The 18987-nt window shown below is 42.7% G+C and carries 21 protein-coding genes; 6 read left to right on the top strand and 15 right to left on the bottom strand.

Translation table 11 applies throughout. The features are described from left to right. Nucleotides 1-27 precede the first annotated feature (27 nt). A complete protein-coding gene (locus BKH46_RS01685; RefSeq protein WP_143428897.1) occupies nt 28-807 on the top strand; it encodes a hypothetical protein in 780 nt (259 codons plus the stop codon). 12 nt (nt 808-819) lie between these two features. Next, nucleotides 820-2028 carry an LL-diaminopimelate aminotransferase gene (locus BKH46_RS01680; protein ID WP_095225101.1) on the top strand — a complete coding sequence of 403 codons (1209 nt, stop codon included), beginning with the start codon at nt 820-822 and terminating at the stop codon, nt 2026-2028. 2 nt (nt 2029-2030) lie between these two features. On the opposite strand, the gene BKH46_RS09430 is transcribed toward BKH46_RS01680, so the two are convergent. The 4 genes from BKH46_RS09430 to BKH46_RS01665 all read right to left on the bottom strand — a co-directional run bounded on the left by BKH46_RS09430 (nt 2031) and on the right by BKH46_RS01665 (nt 5809). Further along, a complete protein-coding gene (locus BKH46_RS09430; protein ID WP_172402526.1) occupies nt 2031-2177 on the bottom strand; it encodes a hypothetical protein in 147 nt (48 codons plus the stop codon). Between the two features lie 95 nt (nt 2178-2272). Then, nucleotides 2273-3019 (bottom strand): tryptophan synthase subunit alpha, encoded by a 747-nt coding sequence (gene trpA, locus BKH46_RS01675; RefSeq protein WP_095225100.1) that lies wholly within the window; start codon nt 3017-3019, stop codon nt 2273-2275. Continuing rightward, nucleotides 3020-4282 carry a tryptophan synthase subunit beta gene (gene trpB / locus BKH46_RS01670; protein WP_095225099.1) on the bottom strand — a complete coding sequence of 421 codons (1263 nt, stop codon included), beginning with the start codon at nt 4280-4282 and terminating at the stop codon, nt 3020-3022. 24 nt (nt 4283-4306) lie between these two features. Beyond that, on the bottom strand, nt 4307-5809 hold the full coding sequence (locus BKH46_RS01665; protein ID WP_172402525.1) for a bifunctional indole-3-glycerol phosphate synthase/phosphoribosylanthranilate isomerase: 1503 nt from the start codon (nt 5807-5809) through the stop codon (nt 4307-4309). A 167-nt stretch (nt 5810-5976) separates the two neighbouring features. Between BKH46_RS01665 and fliQ the strand changes: the two genes are divergently transcribed. The 4 genes from fliQ to BKH46_RS01645 are packed head-to-tail and all read left to right on the top strand — an operon-like array spanning nt 5977 to nt 9072. Further along, entirely contained in the window at nt 5977-6243 is a 267-nt protein-coding gene (fliQ, locus tag BKH46_RS01660) for a flagellar biosynthesis protein FliQ (protein ID WP_095225097.1), read from the top strand. Further along, nucleotides 6243-7013, top strand: a complete 771-nt coding sequence (locus BKH46_RS01655) for a UDP-N-acetylmuramate dehydrogenase (RefSeq protein WP_095225247.1) — start codon at nt 6243-6245, stop codon at nt 7011-7013. Before fliQ ends, BKH46_RS01655 begins: the two co-directional genes overlap by 1 nt. Nucleotides 7014-7022: 9 nt before the next feature. Further along, nucleotides 7023-8855, top strand: coding sequence for a conjugal transfer protein TraF (traF, locus tag BKH46_RS01650; protein ID WP_095225096.1), 1833 nt, complete (start codon nt 7023-7025; stop codon nt 8853-8855). A gap of 10 nt (nt 8856-8865) precedes the next feature. Further along, nucleotides 8866-9072 carry a tautomerase family protein gene (locus BKH46_RS01645; protein WP_095225095.1) on the top strand — a complete coding sequence of 69 codons (207 nt, stop codon included), beginning with the start codon at nt 8866-8868 and terminating at the stop codon, nt 9070-9072. 3 nt (nt 9073-9075) lie between these two features. Here BKH46_RS01645 and dapB read toward each other — a convergent pair whose 3' ends face one another. From dapB to BKH46_RS01590, 11 genes are all read right to left on the bottom strand, one after another. After that, complete coding sequence (gene dapB / locus BKH46_RS01640) at nt 9076-9843, bottom strand: 4-hydroxy-tetrahydrodipicolinate reductase (RefSeq protein WP_095225094.1); 768 nt, start codon at nt 9841-9843, stop codon at nt 9076-9078. A gap of 15 nt (nt 9844-9858) precedes the next feature. Continuing rightward, nucleotides 9859-10794 (bottom strand): thioredoxin-disulfide reductase, encoded by a 936-nt coding sequence (gene trxB, locus BKH46_RS01635; RefSeq protein WP_095225093.1) that lies wholly within the window; start codon nt 10792-10794, stop codon nt 9859-9861. A 105-nt stretch (nt 10795-10899) separates the two neighbouring features. Beyond that, the gene (gene trxA, locus BKH46_RS01630) at nt 10900-11217 is read right to left on the bottom strand and encodes a thioredoxin (protein ID WP_095225092.1); all 318 of its coding nucleotides are present in this window, start codon (nt 11215-11217) and stop codon (nt 10900-10902) included. A gap of 80 nt (nt 11218-11297) precedes the next feature. Next, nucleotides 11298-11624 (bottom strand): YraN family protein, encoded by a 327-nt coding sequence (locus BKH46_RS01625; RefSeq protein WP_095225091.1) that lies wholly within the window; start codon nt 11622-11624, stop codon nt 11298-11300. Beyond that, a complete protein-coding gene (locus BKH46_RS01620; RefSeq protein ID WP_095225090.1) occupies nt 11617-12894 on the bottom strand; it encodes a homoserine dehydrogenase in 1278 nt (425 codons plus the stop codon). The genes BKH46_RS01625 and BKH46_RS01620 overlap by 8 nt, the downstream gene beginning before the upstream one ends. A gap of 34 nt (nt 12895-12928) precedes the next feature. After that, nucleotides 12929-14758 (bottom strand): excinuclease ABC subunit UvrC, encoded by a 1830-nt coding sequence (gene uvrC / locus BKH46_RS01615; RefSeq protein WP_095225089.1) that lies wholly within the window; start codon nt 14756-14758, stop codon nt 12929-12931. Then, complete coding sequence (locus BKH46_RS01610; RefSeq protein WP_095225088.1) at nt 14755-15210, bottom strand: hypothetical protein; 456 nt, start codon at nt 15208-15210, stop codon at nt 14755-14757. The genes uvrC and BKH46_RS01610 overlap by 4 nt, the downstream gene beginning before the upstream one ends. A gap of 116 nt (nt 15211-15326) precedes the next feature. Next, nucleotides 15327-16187, bottom strand: a complete 861-nt coding sequence (locus tag BKH46_RS01605; protein ID WP_095225087.1) for an LPP20 family lipoprotein — start codon at nt 16185-16187, stop codon at nt 15327-15329. 40 nt (nt 16188-16227) lie between these two features. Then, the gene (gene lpoB, locus BKH46_RS01600; protein ID WP_095225086.1) at nt 16228-16842 is read right to left on the bottom strand and encodes a penicillin-binding protein activator LpoB; all 615 of its coding nucleotides are present in this window, start codon (nt 16840-16842) and stop codon (nt 16228-16230) included. Then, nucleotides 16839-18275: a hypothetical protein gene (locus BKH46_RS01595; RefSeq protein ID WP_095225085.1), complete on the bottom strand. Its 1437-nt coding sequence runs from the start codon at nt 18273-18275 to the stop codon at nt 16839-16841. Before BKH46_RS01595 ends, lpoB begins: the two co-directional genes overlap by 4 nt. A 42-nt stretch (nt 18276-18317) precedes the next feature. Continuing rightward, nucleotides 18318-18968, bottom strand: a complete 651-nt coding sequence (locus BKH46_RS01590; protein ID WP_095225084.1) for a GntR family transcriptional regulator — start codon at nt 18966-18968, stop codon at nt 18318-18320. Between the last annotated feature and the right edge of the window lie 19 nt (nt 18969-18987).

The following is an 18987-nucleotide window of genomic DNA, read 5'->3' as shown; positions in this document are numbered from 1 at the left end:
ATTTTTTCTTGCCTTTTTTGGATCGCTTTGTTTGCAGATGCATTAGATGAAAAGATACAAAATCTCATCGGTATCAATGCTTATCAGCTCAATAAAAATTTTATCGAACGCATTTTCAAAGACAAGGAGAGTTTTTATACAGATGGCAGGATTGATATCCAAAAGCTTGTCACCACGCTCAAAGACAATGGATTACTCACGCTCAAGTTTGATGAACCCAGCGAACTAGCTATCACTTTTGTATCCCAGACCACGCCGATTTTTCTGACGCGCAGTATCAATAGTGCACTCTCTTCAATGGGGTATTCTTATTTTGTCGTTTCGCGTGCGCAATATGCTGACAATATCGCAAAGATTACTTTTAGCTTTGCAACAGAACACGCCCTAGACCCTGGTATTATTATCAGCGAACTAGCCAAACGCGGGTATTTATTCACTGATATCAAGAGAAATTCTTTGTTTGATTGGGAATATGATATCGAACTCACAGAGCCCAAACTCGCTAATGCCAGAGAGATCGCCCCATCTACAGAGCCCATAGAAGTCACAGAGGTGAGTGGTGAGTATTGGTTTGGCATTACAGGGAGTGGGAATATCACCATCACGGCCAAAACACCTTATTGGCGCCCTAGAATCGTGCTGTATGACAAAAATCTCCAGATCATCAATCTCATCTCTCAAAACACACCAAGCAGCAAAATTACTTTCAGTATTTTAAATGGGATACGATTTATTATGGTGAGTGATATTAGGAATCCTGCTATAATAAAAAATGGTATCCAAGTAGAGTTTCAAGAATTTGAATAATAAGGTTGTGTGATGTTTGATGAGATTGAATTTGAAAAAATCAAGCGTTTGCCCAAGTATGTTTTTGCCCTTATCAATGAAATCAAGCTAGATATGAGGCAACGCAATGAAGATGTGATTGATTTGAGTATGGGGAATCCTGATGGTCCCACTCCCGAGCATATCATCAAAAAGCTTTGTGAAAGTGTGCAAAAGCCAAAAAATCACGGCTATTCTGCGAGCAAGGGGATTTACAAGCTGCGCTTAGGGATTTGCCATTGGTATCAGAGAAAATACAATGTCAGCTTAGACCCCAATACAGAAGTGTGCGTGAGTATGGGGAGTAAGGAGGGTTATGTCCATCTAGTGCAAGCTATCACAAACCCTGGGGATAATGCAGTTGTCCCTGAGCCAGCTTATCCTATCCATTATTATGCTTTTATCCTCAATGGTGCTAATGTTTCTCGCTTTGGTATCCGATGGAATCAGCATTTAGAGCTTGATGAAGACCATTTTTTTCAAAATCTCTCGCGCATACTCAAAGAGGCAATGCCTAAGCCAAAATTTGTGGTTGTCAATTTCCCCCATAACCCCACAACCACGATTGTTTATAAAAGCTTTTATGAGCGATTGGTAGCCCTAGCAAGACAAGAGAGATTTTATATCATCAGTGATATTGCTTATGCAGATTTGTGTTTTGATGGCTATAAGGCTCCAAGTATCCTAGAGATCGAGGGGGCAAAAGATGTTGCTGTCGAAACCTACACACTCTCTAAGAGCTATAATATGGCAGGCTGGCGGATAGGCTTTGTCGTGGGGAATCAAAAAATGATCGCAGCCCTCCAGAAGATCAAAAGTTGGATTGATTATGGGATCTATACTCCAATGCAAATAGCTGCAACTATCGCGCTTGATGGCCCTCAAGAGTGTGTTGAGGCTATCAGGGACAAATATGAAAAGCGTATGGAAGTCTTGATAAAAAGTTTCAAAGCTGCTGGTTGGGAAATGCAAAAGCCTCAAGCAAGTATGTTTATCTGGGCGAAAATCCCCCCTTGCGTGGAGCATTTGGGGAGTTTGGAATTTTCTAAACGATTGCTAGAAGAAGCCAAAATTGCCCTAAGCCCTGGGGTAGGCTTTGGCGAGCACGGTGAGGGGTATGTGCGGATTGCTTTGATTGAAAACGAAAAACGTATCCGTCAAGCGGCCAGAAATCTGAAGGCATTTTTAAAAAACTTTTCTTAAAATCATGAGCCTTTGATTTTGAGTATCAGGGCTTGCAAGGATTGGGGCAATCGGTGTTTGTGTGTATCAATCTTACTTGCAATCTTGTTTGTCGTTTGATTTTGCCTAGAAATCAAGCTTGTGTTGGGCGATAAAAGCAAAAGGGGCAAAAGACATCAAAGAGCAAAAAAGACATCAAAAGGGCGATAAAGGGCAAATCTCAAGCCTACAATCACTAGTGAGTCAAGCTCATAGGGGTATCAAACTAAGCAAAAAGCTCTAGGACGCAATTTTTGAGTGATTGACGCAATGAGGTATGAGGAGGGGTGGCTGTGATTGTTTCTACAAAATAGCTCCCGATCACTAAAATATCTGCCTTGTCTTTTAGGGCTTGTATTTGTGCGTGAGAACGGATACCAAAGCCTAGGGCGAGCTTTTTTTGCGTATGGTGTCTGACAAAATCAATCCACTCAAACAAGGGAGCTTGAATTTGCGTTTCACTCCCTGTTGTGCCACTTCTAGCGACAACATAGAGCAGATCACTTGGGGTGCTTGAGAGCTTTTTGATACGCTCAGCTTGCATATGGGGGGTGATGAGCTCGATGATATAGAGCCCATAAGATTTTGCAAACGCACGCAACCCCTCATCACTCTCAAAAGGCAAATCCGGAACAATCAGCCCATAAACGCCGCACGCCTTGGCTTTTTGGATAAATTTTTCTACTCCATAGGTAAAGATAATGTTTGCATAGGTGACAATGATGATTTTCGTATCTGTTTTTGCAGCAAGTGTGGCAGTGATTTCAAAGCCATCAGTTGGTATGAAGCCATTTTGCAAGGCAATATTACAGGCATTTTCGATAATCGGACCATCGGCATTGGGGTCAGAAAACGGGAATTGTACTTCCAAAAAGCTGGCCCCTCCATCACAGATCCCAAGCCCTGCTTCTATGCTCGATATTTTGCTGGGATAGCCTGCGATAATATGCCCCATGAGTGGTATTTTTTTCATTTAGACTCCTTTGATGCGCTCAATTTCTTCTTCTAAGAAAAGCCTCCACTCTGTGGGTTTGAGCGCCTTTGCTGTGATGAAAATATCTTTGTCCCCGCGCCCTGAAACATTGGCAATGATTTTTTTATTTTTGACTTTTTCACAGATTTTGATGACCCCAGCAAGAGCGTGAGAAGACTCCAAAGCAGGGATAATCCCCTCGTTTTTAGCAAAAAATTGCAAGGCATAGAGGGCTTCTTTGTCTTGAGCGCTTAAAAATTGGATACGCCCTATCGTGCCTAAAAATGCGAGTTGAGGGCCTATGCCTGCGTAATCAAGCCCTGCGCTGATGGAGTGCGTGGGGGATAGCTGCCCGTGGGTATCTTGCAAAAAAATGCTTTTATAACCTTGGGCAATGCCTACACTTGAGGTGCTTTTTTTATCCATTCTCGCAGCATTTTCTCCCATTGCCTCTCCAATCCCGCCTGCTTCAACACCAATGAGTTTGACACTCTCTTCTTGGATAAAATCCCTAAAAAATCCTATGGCATTGCTCCCTCCACCCACGCAAGCGACAAGATAATCAGGAAGCCCTTGAAAATATTCTTTGCACTGCCTTTTAACCTCCCTGCCAATCACGCTTTGGAGATCTCTGACTAAGTCAGGATAAGGATAAGGACCCAACGCACTCCCTAGGACATAAAAGGTATCTTGACTGCGTTTGCTCCATACGCGCAAGGTTTCATTGACAGCGTCTTTGAGTGTCTGAGAGCCTGAGGATACGCTGATGAGCTTGGCTCCAAAAAGCTCTATGTTGAATACATTGGGGCGTTGGCGATTGGCATCGATAGCGCCCATATAGATTTCACACGCTAGACCGAGCTTTGCGCAACAAGCTGCTACGGCTAGTCCGTGCTGTCCTGCGCCTGTTTCTGCGATGATATGCTTTTTACCCATTTTTTTAGCTAGCAAGACTTGACCTAGGGCGTTATTGATCTTGTGTGCGCCTGTGTTTGCTAGGCCTTCAAATTTCAGATAAATCTCATTGCCTAAGATTTTTGAAACATTTTGGGCGTATATGAGGGGCGTGGGGCGAGAGATGAAGTGTTTGGATAGCTCTTGAAGCTCTTTTTGATAGGGCTTGGAGGGGAAAATATGTTTATAGGCCTCTTCTAGCTCTAAGAGTGCAGGGCGCAGAATTTCAGGTATGTATTGACCTCCAAAATAGCCCGTTGTCCTATCACCAAAAAATTGATGGTGGGATTTGAGTGGTATTTTTTTCATAATGATCTCCTTGAGATAAGCCCTTTAGCGAGGGGTTTTGATTGTTTTGATGATTGTTTGGAGTTTGATTTTATCCTTTTTGCCGACACTGAGCTCTATTTTTGAATTGATATCAAGCATTTTAGGCTTGAGCCCAAGGAGTGTATCAAGATTATCTAGCCCCACACCTCCTGCGATAAAAAGATCCTTCCCCATTGCCTTGAGCTCAAGGAGAGCAGATATTGCAATACTTTTGCCACTCCCTCCTTGTGCGCTTGATTTAGAGTCTAAGAGCACAAAAGGAGAGGGGCTATGGGTGGGGTAGTCTTTGGGCGAGTCAAAATTCACACAAGCATAGAAATTAAAATCAGCCTCTTTGAGGTCATAAGATGCGTAAAAATTCGGAGTAGTGGGGTTATAAGAGTGGAGCTGGATACAATCAATCATGCCCTCTTTGAAAAGCTCTCTTGCTAAGATAAATTCATCTTTTGATTCTGTGATCACGCCTACTTTGAGGATATGGGGGTAGATTCTTGTAATTGCTTTGCTCATCAGCTTGACATTTGAAGTTGCACAATACCTAGGGCTCTGCTTTGTGAGGATAAAGCCCAGCATATCTGCCCCTGCTTCTGCGGCATTGAACGCGTCATCAAGATCGGTGATACCACATATTTTTACCAAGGGGACAGGGCTTGTGTAGATAGAGTCAAAGACTTTTTGGTAGAAGGGATTTTGGAGTTGCTTGCCCTTGGTATAGGCTTTGATGAGATGTGCGAGATTGTCTTTTGTATCTTGGGATTTGACTAAATAGCTCCCACATAGCATTCCATCAAAGCCAAATGTCCCTGCAAGATAGCCATCAAAGCTCGATTGGATCCCTGATTCAAAGATTGTTTTGACAGAAGCAGGGATTTTGCTTTTTAGATACAAGGCCTTATTTTTATCGATCGTAAAATCGTGTAAATTTCTAGAATTTATCCCTAAAATTTCGGGGTTAAAAGCAAGGGCAAATTGAATTTCTTGCTCATTATGGATTTCAATGAGGGGCGTGAGTGCGTATTTTTTGCACTCTGATAAGATAGCAGCAAAATCAGCTTCTTTTTTTCTATCACCCAAAAACATAGCCACAATCAATAGCACAAGATCAGCCCCTGCTCGGTAAGAAATCTCGATTTCTTCGGGGTGCTGGATAAAGTCTTTGCGCAAAACACTGATGTTTGGAAAAGTATTTTTGATAGCCATCAAATCTGAAAGACTGCCCTTGAAATGGTCTTCTTCAGTGAGAACTGAAATCACATTTGCCCCTTGCGCGATGTATTTTCTAGCTAGCTCGCAGACATCAGGGATTGTATCAATCAGCCCTGCTGAGGGTGAGGCGCGTTTGACTTCAGCAATCATTAAAGGCGAGTGTGGGGCGTGATGGGGGGGAATCAGGGGTGTTTGTCTTTGGGTAGGCAGGGGGTGATTGAAGCTAAAGCCTAGTTTGGCAATTTTTTCATTTCTTTTTTGGGCTATTGTTTCAAGCACCTCTGCTGTTGTTCTTCCCATCATATTCCTTAATTCTAAAGATGTGCTAAATACTTGCTCTGGGCTCTTTTAGATAGAGATATAGAGCCCAAGTTTGCTCCTATAAAATGATACACATAAAAGCTTAAAATAAAAGTTTTTTGCCTTAAAATGCGATATAATCCGAGTAATTTTTAGGAGGCAAGCTGATGGAATCGCAGTTGATGGGATTGGCGATAGAAACTTATAAAATCACTTTGATTATTTCTTTACCGATACTTTTAGCTGGACTGATTGTGGGGCTTTTGGTGAGTATTTTTCAGGCCACAACCCAAATCAATGAAATGACTCTATCGTTTGTCCCTAAGATTTTGGCTGTGATTGGTGTGGTTATCTTGACAATGCCTTGGATGCTCAATATGCTTTTGGACTACACAACAATGCTCATCAATCTCATACCAAAGTTTGTGCTGTGATCCAAACAATTGATTTTGCTAAATATTCAAGTATTAGAGTCGGTGCAGAGGTGCCTGTGAGAGTGATTAGTGATGTAAGCAGTGCTTTGGGGATACAAGTCATTGGCCATGCGAATAATCTTTTGGTCGCTCCGACTGCTCGCAATATTGGTGTTTTGGATACAAAATATGATTATATCCAAGATTTAGGAGAGCTCATCGAAGTGGGGGGACAAGTGAGCGCTCAAAAGCTTTATCGGTATTTTAGAGATACCAATCTTTGGGGGTTGGAGTTTTTGCGTGCTTTGCCTGGGAGCTTGGGAGGGCTTGTGAAAATGAACGCGGGTATGAAGGAATATGAGATAAAAAATGTCTTAGATTCTGTGTGCGTTGATGGCGTGTGGGAGAGGGCAGAGGACTTGGGTATGGGGTATCGCAGTAGTGCGATCAAAGGGGTGATTTTTGCTGCACGATTCAAAAAGATTGTAGGTTTTAGATATAATCTATTAGAAATTTTTGACTCCATGCGCTCAAGCCACCCTAAAAGACCAAGTTGCGGGAGTTGCTTCAAAAATCCTATAGGGGATTTTGCAGGGAGGTTACTTGAGGGCGTGGGGTTAAGGGGCTATCGCATAGGAGGGATAGGATTTGCCCAAGAGCACGCAAATTTTTTGGTTAATCTAGGTAAAGGGAGCTTTGAAGACGCCATATCTTTGATAAATCTAGGCAAACAACGCGTGTTAGAGGCTTATGGAGTCGCTCTTGAAGAAGAAGTTATCATCATCGCATAAGGAATCGCTATGAAAAGAATCTCTCAAGCTGTCTTGATCGGATCGCTACTCAGCAGTGGTCTTGAAGCCTTAGAGTTTGGTGGAATGGGGAATATTTCAGCAAGTATGGGTGGTGCAGGCGTGGCCTTGAGGAATTCTCAATGGGCGCTATACTACAACCCAGCGTTGTTGGGTATGGATAAAAAATCAAGAGTTGCTTATAGTTTTGGGGCTAGTATCAGAGAAAAAAATCTTTTGTCCCTAGCAAGCGTGGATTATAATAATTTGCAAAATATGCCCCATAAAATTTCTACATCTTTTACAGATAAGGGTAGTTTTTCGGGGCTCTCGATCACGGGAGCGTCCATAGTGGGAACATCAATAGTGGGAACATCGATCACGGGGGCGTCGATGGTAGGGGCAGTCGCTGCGAGCAGCCTTGATATGAGCGGGGTGTTTGGTGATGTGCTTAAAAATATCCATTTTGGGAGTGTTTCTGGTCTGAATACCACGACAGATATCCAAAACTATATGAAGGAAGTGCTTGTTGCTAGTGGTGGGACTTTAGAGCAGGTCAATGCTGTGGAGAGTGCTTCAAGCCTTGAGGAGGCAAGCAAGGCTTTCAAAGGGGCATTGATAACAGGTGATAGCCTAAATGCTCAAGGGCAAAAGGCCTTTGAAAATATCAAAACTAGCACACTAGAAGCTGTGGATAAGACAGGCGGAGATGTGGGGATATTCAAAAATATTATTCAAAATTTAGAGCCCAGCCAGCTCAGTGGGATTGCTGATTTGTTGGTAAAGACGAGTGATTCTTCTTTTGGATTGGGAGATTTTTTGAAATTGATTGGTGGGGTCAGTCTTTCTAAGGGCGATGACCCTCAAATCAATCGCTTCATACAAGATGTCTATACTATCCAAAACACAATGCAGACAAATAATCTGGATATAAACACGCAAAATGGATTGGTGTTTCAGATTGGCGGGAATGGTCCTGATGGGCGTGGGGCGATAGCGTTTGGTGTGTTTGGTAGTGCGTTTGCTTCAGCGAGCGCGACCTTTGATCGCACGCACAACCAAATTATTTTTGATGCTGATGGCAATTATGTGGGCGTGAGTATCAGTGATAACTCCATCACACTGAGTGGCTCTGATAAAGACAGCTATGAAAATCTCTCGATATTTAGTGATAGTGCTAAACATCAAATACACGGGACAGGTATCGTGATCGGTGAAGTGCCTGTGGGCTATGGGCAGGCGTTTTCGACCCCTATAGGGAATTTCAGTATCGGATTGGGTGCTAAATATATCTTTGCTATGGGCTATAAGGTCGATAAATCGGGCTCTTTCAATGAAATTTCTAATGCTTTTGGGGGTATGGATCTCCAAAACACCCCCAAACAGCAGACTTTTGGCATTGATTTTGGTTTTTTGTATAATTATCAAGGCTTCTCTCTTGGAATCGTAGGCAAGGACATCAATGAACCCATCTTAAAGGTCAATGATAACCAAAAGATTACTCTCAACTCTCAAATACGTGCGGGGCTTTCTTATGAATGGAAGGTGCTTTCTTTTGCGCTAGATGCTGATCTCAAGCCCAATCACACGCTCTCATATCTCTCCCCGCAAAATCAAATGATTGGTGGGGGCGTGATGGTTGATTTGAAATATTTTGATATACGACTTGGTTCGATGTATGATCTTAAAAGTCTTGTTGGGGAGGGGGTTATATTCACAGGTGGGATCAATATTTTAGGCTTTTTGGATATTGCTGTCCAATCAAATACAAAATTAGTCGCTATGGGCGATTATAAAGTCCCAAGTTATCTGAGTGTCAAACTCGGTGGGGGATTTAGCTGGTAAAGGAGTGTCAATGCCATATGTAGATGTGAAAGTTGGGGGCAAGCTGACTGCAGAGCAGAAACGAGAGATTGCTAAAGATATTTCAGATTCTCTCTGGAGAGTGGCTTCTAAGCCTCAAGCGAGTGTTTATATTAGTTTTACGGAGTTTGAGAGGGATAGCTTTGCAAAGGGTGAAAATCTTTTGAGTGATTTGGATAAAAAAGCCCAAGAAAAATAGACTTTAGAGATCTTTAAACATATCATTGATACTATAAAGCCCATTTTTTTGTCCCATGAGCCATCGAGCAGCTTCTAGGGCACCTTTGGCAAAGGTAAGGCGTGAGGTTGCGTTGTGTGTGAATTCTAGGTATTCACCATCGAGATAAAATCCGATCGTGTGTCTGCCTGCGACATCTCCCCCACGAAGACTCATGATAGCGATTTCATCGTGTGTCCTTTGTCCGATATTTCCATCTCTGCTTGATACTCTCACTTGATTGAGATCGAGTCCTCTAGCCTCTGCACAAGTCTTGCCTAAAGAGAGCGCTGTCCCACTGGGGGCGTCCTTTTTGTATCGGTGGTGGATTTCTGATATTTCAATATCAGCATCTTTGAGTCCTTTTGCGACCAAAGAGATGACTTTATCTAGCATGGCCACGCCTTTAGACATATTGGTTGCATACAAGATAGGGGCTTTTTCTGATAGTTTTTTTAAGAGCTCAAAAGTCGCCCCATCTAATCCTGTCGTTCCACAAACAAGGGCAACGGGCGTTTTCATAGCAGCTTTTAAGAGGGTATGGGTCGCTTGGGGGAGAGAAAAGTCGATGACAAGCTCGCAATTTTGCAAGAAACTTTGCAAATCATTAGTAACACAAGTCCCATCAGGGGGCAAAAAGTCAAGCTCCTTGCGGACAAAGATACTCCCGAGTGTGTATTCTTGACTTTTGGATATTTCTTCAATCACCAGCCTACCGATACGGCCACTAGCTCCAAAAACTCCTATTTTCAAATCCGATCCCTCCAATCAATGTGAGTCTAAATAAGCAATCGCTTCTAAAGCCGCACTCGCACCATCACCTGCAGCACAAACGACTTGCTTGGGGGCTTTGATACGAATATCGCCCGCAGCAAAAAATCCCTCTACATTGGTTTTCATCGAGAGATCTACAATCACAGAGCCAAACTCATCGCACGCACACAGCATACTACCATCATTTTGCTTGATAATGCCATTATTGACATCATAGCCCACAAAGATAAAAATCCCTGGCACAACTAGCTCTCTTTTTTGGTCAGTTTGCGTGTTTTTGACCGCAAGGGAAGTGACCCCGCTTTGATCCCCTTTGATTTCTTCGATCACATAGGGGGTAAGGAATTCGATTTTTTCGTTTTCTTTGGCGTGTTTGAGCGTGATGGGTGCGGCTCTGAATTCATTTCTCCTATGGATCAGATAGACTTTTTTACACATTTTTGTCAGATAAATCGCCTCTTCAATCGCAGTATCCCCGCCTCCAAGCACAGCGACTTCTTTATTTTTATAGAAAAAGCCATCGCAAGTAGCGCAAGTGCTCACGCCTTTTCCCCAAAATTCGCTCTCGCCTTTGATGCCTGTCCTTTTGGGGCGGCCACCTGTAGCTAAGATAACGCTTCTAGCTTGCATTGCTTTGCCATCGTTGGTATGGATCGTGAAGATTTTTCCTTCTTTAGTGACTTGACTCACTTCGCTCATCTCGTGCTTGAGCCCAAAGCGAAAACACTGCTCTTGCCAAGGCTGCATAAAATCTAGCCCACTCAAGACTTCTTTGACCCCAGGGTAGTTTTCGATTTCACTACTCCCTGTTATCTGCCCACCGGGCATTCCTTTTTCAAACAATACAACATCTTTAATACCACCTCTTGTTGCATAAAGTCCTGCTGATAGCCCGGCTGGCCCACCACCAATAATTGCTAAATCGATCATAATAGCCTCCAATAATTTTTTTTATTTGATAAATATGATAATATGAGTTGATAAATAGAGAGTATATCAAGCCCCGAGCGATTGTGGCTAGGGGCAAGAGGGGCATTAAGAGATGGAATCGATTTTTTCTTTGAGTGCTTGCTTAGAGGTCGCACCGACGACTTGATCGACAACCTCGCCATTTTTCATGAATAAAATAGTGGGGATACTGCGGATACCAAATTGAGCAGAGAGTTCATCTTGCTCATCGGTATTGACCTTACAAATAGCGACCTTGCCCTCATAATCTTGAGCGAGTTCATCGATCACAGGCGCTAGCATTCTGCAAGGCCCACACCAAGGCGCCCAAAAATCAACAACAGCAACACCTTGCTTGGTAGTCGCATCAAAATTTTCTTTAGTGAGTTCGATATATTTACCCATAGCATAATTCTCCTGATTAAAATGTAGGGGGATTATACAATAAAATTTATAAACTTCAATCCAATGGCTTGAATAATGTTTTAGTAGGTGATGTTTTCTATCAGCTCGATTTGGTTATCTTTGATGATGAGCGCATCGATACAGTATGTGGTCATGGGGTCGTATCGGAGCAGATAAAAATCGATAGTTTTTATGATTTTAGCTATTTTGCTAGGCGTGATGGCATAGATGGGCTCAAAGCCCTTGCCACTTTTGACTTCTATGAAATGTAAGATTTTATTTTTGAGTGCGATGATATCAATCTCGCCATATTTGCAGAAAAAATTTCTTTCAATGATTTCAAAATGCTGGGCTTGCAAGTAGGCACAAGCCTTGCTCTCGGCTTCAAAACCCTTTTGCCTACTCATCTTCAATCCGAATCAGATAAGGTTCGGACAAAATAGAATCAAGCTTTTTGAGGTCATCGATAGCGTTTTTGATGGCGTATTCAGTCGTTGTGTGGGTAGAAAAAAGTATCTTAGCAGTGTTTTTTTGCTTGATTTCTTTTTGCAAAAATGTGCTGATTGAAATGGCGTTTTGCGTGAGTATGGAGGCAATTTGGGCTAAAACTCCTGATTTGTCATCGACAGCAAGTCGGATATAGTAGCGACTACAGATATTTGCTTTGGGCTTGAGATTGATTTGGGGTGAGCGCTCAAAGCCCAACATCAAGGAGCTTTTGCCCCGAGCTATCTCTATGAGATCACTGATGACAGCGCTTGCAGTGGCTTCCCCGCCAGCCCCTGCTCCATAATAAAGCGTTTCCCCGACCCGATCACCAATCACGCTGATACCGTTCATCACGCCCTCGATTTTAGCTATCATCTTGTCTTTGGCGATCATGGTGGGATGGACTCGCAGTTCGATTTCATTATTTTGCTTTTTGGCAATACCTAGAAGTTTGATGGCATATCCAAATTCATTGGCAAATTCAATATCATCAGTGCTGATCGATTCAATGCCCTCAATGAGAATATCTTGAGGTTTTGCATCGATACCATAGGCCAAAGAAGCTAGAATCAAAAGCTTATGCCCTGCATCTCCTCCATTGATATCCAAGCTAGGATCGGCCTCTGCATAGCCTAGTTGCTGTGCTTTTAGCAGGGCAGTGTGGAAGTCTTGATTGTTTTGGATCATTTGTGTGAGGATATAGTTGCTTGTGCCATTGAGAATACCTTTAAGACCAAGGATATGATTAGCGCTCAAGCCATCTTTGAGCGCTTTGATGATAGGAATCCCCCCACACACACTTGCTTCAAAACCTATCGGTGTAGCGCCTGCAATTTCTTGGAGTTCATAGCGATGGTAGGCTAGCATTGCTTTGTTGGCTGTGACTAGGGATTTTTTGTGCTCTAGGGTCTTTTTTGCTACGATATAAGCTGTATCGACCCCACCCATGAGCTCGACTACGACATCAATTTGTGGATCATAGATAATATCATCAATATCTGTGCTTAGGGGGATATTGACCCCTCTGGGCTTGTTGGGGTTCTTGACTACGCCTTTTTTGACTACAAGATTGACCCCTGCTCTTGCGCGGATAATTTCTCTATTTTCTTCTAGGATTTTGACCACGCTCTCACCGACCGTCCCTACGCCAATGATACCGATATTGAGATTTTTGATCTTATGGGTCATATGCAAGCCTTTGGGAAAAATTGAGTTTGTTATTTTAGCCAGAAGTGCTTAAATGCGCCTTGATTTGGGCAGCTCTTTTGCCTAGAATCTGCGTGAGCTCTTCAGATGAAGCATTTTGTATGGCTTCAAAACTTCCAAAATAATCCAAAAGTTTCTTGACACTGGCCTTGCCAATGCCTTTTTGTTCGAGCAGAGAAACTTTTTGCATTTCTTTTTGCTTTTTTTGCCTGTGATAGGTGATGGCATAGCGATGGACTTCATCGCGGAGTTTTTGGAGGAATTGCAGTCTTTTGTCGGTGGGCTTGAGTGCGATGGAGGTTTTGGGTGTGTATAAAATATCTTTTGCGCTGCCTTTGGCGCGGTGGGCTTTTGCGTCGATTTTTTCTTTGGCAATGCCGATAACTTCGACCTCAGCACCTTGACTTTCTAGGATTTCTTGGGCGAGTTTGACCTGCGCTTTTCCACCATCGATGACCCAAAGATGTGGCGGCGGGGCTATGCTAAAATCTTGGGCTCTGCGTGTGAGCATTTCACGCATTTGAGAATATTCATCACTCCCGCTGAGGGCATAGTGCCGATAGGCGTCTTTGATGAAATGCATATTTTCATACACAACCATTCCTCCGACATTATTTGTCCCACTATGGTGGCTGGTATCAAAAACTTCAATGCGAAAGGGGATAGAATTAAGCTCTAGCAAGTCTTTGAGCGCAGCAAGCAAGACATCTTCAGCATAGCTGCGATTGCTTTGGAGTCTGAGTATTTCATTGGCATTTTTGATAGCAAGTCCGATGAGGTCTTTTTTGTCCCCTTTGAGGGGGATAGAGATTTGGATTTTTTTGTGGCAATTTTTATAGAGATAAGTTTCTAGCTCTGAGATATGTTCTGTATCTAGAGATGGGAGGAGTATCTGATCGGGAGGGAGGGGGATTTCTTCTTTGTAGTAATTGATGATGGCTTGTTTGTAGATGGAGTTTTCATCAAAGTCATATTCTGATTTGATATGTTCAAAACTCGAAGATATGATTTTACCCCCACGCATAAAAAGTCGGATCAAAATAGCATTTTTGCCTTCAAAAGAAAGGGCAAAAATATCAAAATCATAGAGCTTGGTTGAATCGATCACAGAGAAATTTTTGATAGCAGTGAGTTTGTTGATCCGATCTCGATAGGTGGCAGCTTCTTCAAAACGCATCATTTCAGAGAGGGCGTGCATTTTGGAGTTTAGGAGGGCGATGAGCTTGTTTTTGTTTTGGATCAGCTTGAAGGCTTCTTGGATAGTGGTATGGTATTGGGCTTGGGTGATCTTGCCCTCACAAGGGGCAGGGCAGCGATGGATCTGATAAAATAAGCAGGCTTTTTTCCCTTGGAGGCAGCTTTTTTTTTGCACCAAAGGGAGGAGTTCATAAAGGCTCTCTAATATCTCTCTAGCCCCATTGGGATAAGGACCAAAATATTTGATGGACTTTTTTTTGATGATTTTTCTTGTGATGGCTGGTGTGGGGAAATCTTCGGACATATCGATATAGATATAAGGATAGGTTTTATCATCACGCAATAAAATATTGTATTTGGGCTTGAGCTGCTTGATGAGAGAGTTTTCAAGGATAAGGGCTTCTTGCTCGTTGGAGAGGAGTATGGTTTGGATCAGGGCAATTTGGGAAACCATGATTTGGATACGTTGACTTATGGCGGGGTTGGGGATAATTGTTTGGTCGGTGATTTTGAAATAGCTTTTGATACGATTTTTGAGATTTTTGGCCTTTCCGATGTAGAGGAGCTTGTTTTTTGCATCATAATATTGATAGACACCACTGCTAGTAGGGAGGTTGGAGAGTCTTTCAAGGAGATAGGTGCTATTCATTGCTCTTGGAGGGTTTTGATGATGATGGCGCGAATGGATTCAAAGCGGTGTTTTAGGCTATCTGTTTTGGCAAGGTTTTTGAACTCTCCTTTTGCGTGTTCAGTGTAGCTGGAGTCATCTATGGGTCGGTTGGAGTCATTGAAATGGGCGAGGATATTTCTTGGGACAAAAGCACGGATTTGTATCTCATGGTCTATTTGGGGGAATAGGTCTGCATAGGTCTTTAAACTTTGCTTTATGAGTGTATGATTATAATGATTGAATTCATTGGCGTAGCTAGGGTGGCTGAAGGCAAAGAGCAGTTGGTTGTTTTTGCAAGTGATGTATAAGAGGGCTTTGCGCATTTCAAGGGGCAGAAAAAGCTTGAGTCTATCGAGCCTATCAAGTGTTTTGAGTTTCTTGAAATAGGGTTTATTTTTGATAATGGAGATGATATCTTGAGAACTTTTCATATCGTGATATTAGCATATTTGTTGTTTAATTTATCTGGGTGTGGCTATAAAGCAGCCCCTTTTTATAAAAGCGCTACAGCACAGGGCGCGGGGGTTTGTAGCACTTGTATGCTTGGCTAGGGGTCTTGGGAGTAGGCTAAGAGCTGCTTATAGAGCTGGGCTTTGAGGCGAGTGAGCGTGTCGGCTTTGTTGTTTAAGGAGGCAGTGATTTGTGCGTGGAAGATGGCATTGCCTAAGCAATCATACATCGTGACTTGCAAGGAAATCTCGGTATTTTCTTTGTGCGTGCGTGTGGTGATGTGGTTTTTGATGATGGGGGCGTCTTGTGATGGGGTGTTTTGGATAAATTTTGCATATTCTGCGCGCAAGATATTGATAGTTTCTGTATCGCCATTGCCCGAAAAAACTAGCCTTGCCTTGGGTAGGGGGGTGTTTTTGATGAGGAGATTTTCATAGGGTGAGAGATGGGGTAGTGGGATGTTGGGAGTGAGCGTGTCGATGGTGTGTTTGAGTGCTTGGAGTTCTTTGAGATCTCTTTGTAAGGTGGCTTTTTCTTTGATAGAGAGGAAGGGGCAGTGCGTGTCTTTGAGCGGGCTTAAATGGGTATAAAGGGTGTGGTATTTGCTCTGAAGACTCTGTGAGAGAGGGGCTTTAGCGATTTTTACTTGGGTGTAATAAAGAGAATTTTTGTAATCACTATGGGTGAGTGTGATATTTTGAAGCTCTGTAGTGTCTAAAGAGAGCCAGATATTTTGAGAGAGTTCAGAGCTTTGGGTCTTGTCGGTTTGGGTTTGGGTGAGCGTGGTGTCAGAATAGATGGTGACTTGGATACTAGAGGCTAGGTCATTGATGGCGTTTTGTTTGGAAATTTCTAGTGTCCCTCCGATACCATTACCATACAAAGAGGTCGTGTCTTTGGGGATAGAGAGAAACCACTCAGGGGGCGCAGAGGGCGTGAGCATACACCCAGAGAGCATACAACACCACAAAACTAAGAGTATTTTAGCACTCAAAGCATTACCAAGCTACAGATTTGTTGCTACCAAGTTTGATGATATTGATGGCATCGTCCCAGACAACAAGCCCTGTTTTGATATCTGTAAGAGTCAAAAGGAAGAAATAATCCACGCGCTGCTTGGAGCCTATTTTTGTGTTGCGTTGGACGATTTTGCCTGATAAGGAAAGTTCAGGGGCTACCAAGTTTCCCTTTTCTTGCACGCTATATTGATTGAATTCGGCATCATTTCGAGCTTCTCGAGCTTCTTTGATCATTTTATCTGTGCTCCCACCACTCCCAGCCATCGCCATCGTAAGGACAAATTTCCCACTATTGCGCATATCTCTTGTGATTTTTCTTGTGAGCTCTTCGGTGCTAAAATTTTGCATTGTATCGTTGATGACATCAGAGATAGCTAGGACTTTGGGGTTTTTTTGTGTGGCAAGATTTTTGACATAGTTGCTTTGTAGAAGAGATTGGATACTTTTATTAGCGGCATTTTCGATATCGTGGTAGTCTAGTCCAATGCTTGTATAGTCTTTAGATGTGCTAGGATCGATATATTTGACCTCAGAGCTACAAGCAGCTAAGAGCAACACGCCCATAAAAGTGAAGCTTAAAATTTTAGAATTCATAGTTTTTCTCCAATAAGTAATTTAGGTATTATATTATTTTTTGTCGTTCTTACATAGAGGACATTGTTGGTGTTTTTGCAGATTTTGAAGCCATCTTTTGTGGCTATAGGTTGTGAGGGGTCTTGGGGAGATGATAGGGGGGTGGTGTCTTGTGGGCATGTGATGAGTTCAAAGGAAAAAATATCCCTGCCATCGCCCCTTAAGGTGATGTTTTTTGTATCATTGCTGATTTTGGCTAGCCAAGCTTTGTGCGGGAATACGCTAGTGATCCGTGTGTCTGCAGAAGTGGTGATAGCAGAAAAGACAACTCCAAGCAACCCCCCGATATTCCCTGCAGTCTGATAGAGTAGGCTTTGCATATAAGCTTTATAGCTTGCTGAGAGTATGGCTCTTGTGAGGATATAGGGGAGCTGTTTGGAGAATTCATTGGCGATGACTCCATCAAATACAGATATTTCTTCAAAATTTTGAGTGCTTTTGCCCTCTAGCTGGAAGTTTGTATAAAAGCTTTTGCCATCTTTGAGCTGGGGGAGGGCGAGCATAAAAAAGTAACTCTCTCCATTGAGTAAAATCAAGGGGAGTTGCAGGGTCAATTCTTCTTTGAGGGGGGATTGACCATCTTCGATGATGATCCAAGTGTGGGGTTTGTTTTTGTTTGGATTGCCTTGAAAAGAGAGTATGTCTGTGCCGATAATGCTTGAGTGGTTGATTCCATAAGATTCTTTGAGTAAGTCAATCCCTTTAGGGTCGCCTTGGAGGGAGAAAAACAATCCAGAAACATAGGACACTAAGGGATTGATGAAGTCTGTGTAGGACTGGAAATTCTTGAGATTGGAGTATTGTTTATCGAGGATGTTATTGATCTTTTTTTCTGAAGCATTGGTGTCTGTGTTGTTTGAGAGCATTTCTTGCTTATCTTTGTTGGCATTGAGGTCTGCTTGGATAGCTTTTTGGATTTCTTTTTGATAATACTCTTTAGCACGCCTTTGTCTGTCATTGGCCCGATTGAACTCCACCCTAGCCCTTGATAAATCATCACAGAGCAAGGCGTCAAGGGCTTTGTAATAGTTGATAAGAATACCTTCATAGATATTGCCGTGGTAGCTTTTGATATTGTCATTAAACAAGGTCGCGCCTGTGTTGTCTAGGGAGCTAGCAAAGATACCTTGCGCTTGGTTTTTGTCTAAAGTATTTTCTGCGCTATCAAGAGTCTGGAGGGATTGCTGATAATCCCCGCTCATAAAACCACTCACGCCGTTTTGAATCCCCCATAACAAGCTATTGTTGGCAAATTTTTGGGAAAATTTATAGGCTTTGGCGGGGTCTTGGTTGTAATAGAGTGTATCAAAGTGTTGGAGGTCTTTTTGATAGTTCGCACAGCCTGAAATCAGCAAAAAAACCAACAAACATAAAAGAGAGGGTAAAAATTTCATTTTTCTTCTTTGTTGTGATGTGTCATTTAAACTCAAAGCAGCTTAAAGTCTAATTTTCCCGAACAAAAACCTATCGAGTCGGATTTGATAGGCTTGTCTGATATGGGCTTTGGCCGCTTCTTGGGCTTGGTGGCAATCTCTGTTTTTGAGTGCTTGGAGGATTGTAAGGTGTTCTTGATAGGATTGTTGGCCTCTCTTGGGGTCTTTTAATGTCGTGCTCCCTAGCAAAAGCAAGGAATTTTCAAGCTCTTGGACAGATTTGAGGAGAAATTTGTTATGGGAGCATTGATAGAGCGTGGTGTGAAAAATTCGATTATTCTGGATAATGTCTTCGAGGGTCTTTGCTTGGGCGTGGTGTTGGACGATTTTTTCTAAGATACTGATTTCTACATCTGAGGCGTGTTGCGCTGCTAATTTCGCGGCTGCTCCCTCTAGGACTTCACGCATTTCATAGATTTGGGCGATCATATTTTGATCAAGCTCAGTGATGATAAGCCCGCGTTTTTGGTCGTTGGTGATCATTCCCTCGTTGAGTAGCAAGCTGATGGCTTCTCTGATGGGCGTGCGGCTAAAGCCCGTGGTCTTGACAAGGTCATTTTCTTTGATACGATCTCCAGGGGCTAGGGTGGCGTTTTTGATGGCGTTGATGATGGATTGATAGACTTGTTCGCCAGAATTCATTTTTTTTGGCATAAGACCCCTTGAGTGATGG

Origin of the sequence: Helicobacter sp. 12S02634-8 (assembly GCF_002272865.1) — a bacterium.
GTDB lineage: Bacteria > Campylobacterota > Campylobacteria > Campylobacterales > Helicobacteraceae > Helicobacter_J.
The sequence above is the reverse complement of the archived record's forward strand: the minus strand, read 5'-3'. Positions and strand labels throughout refer to the sequence as shown.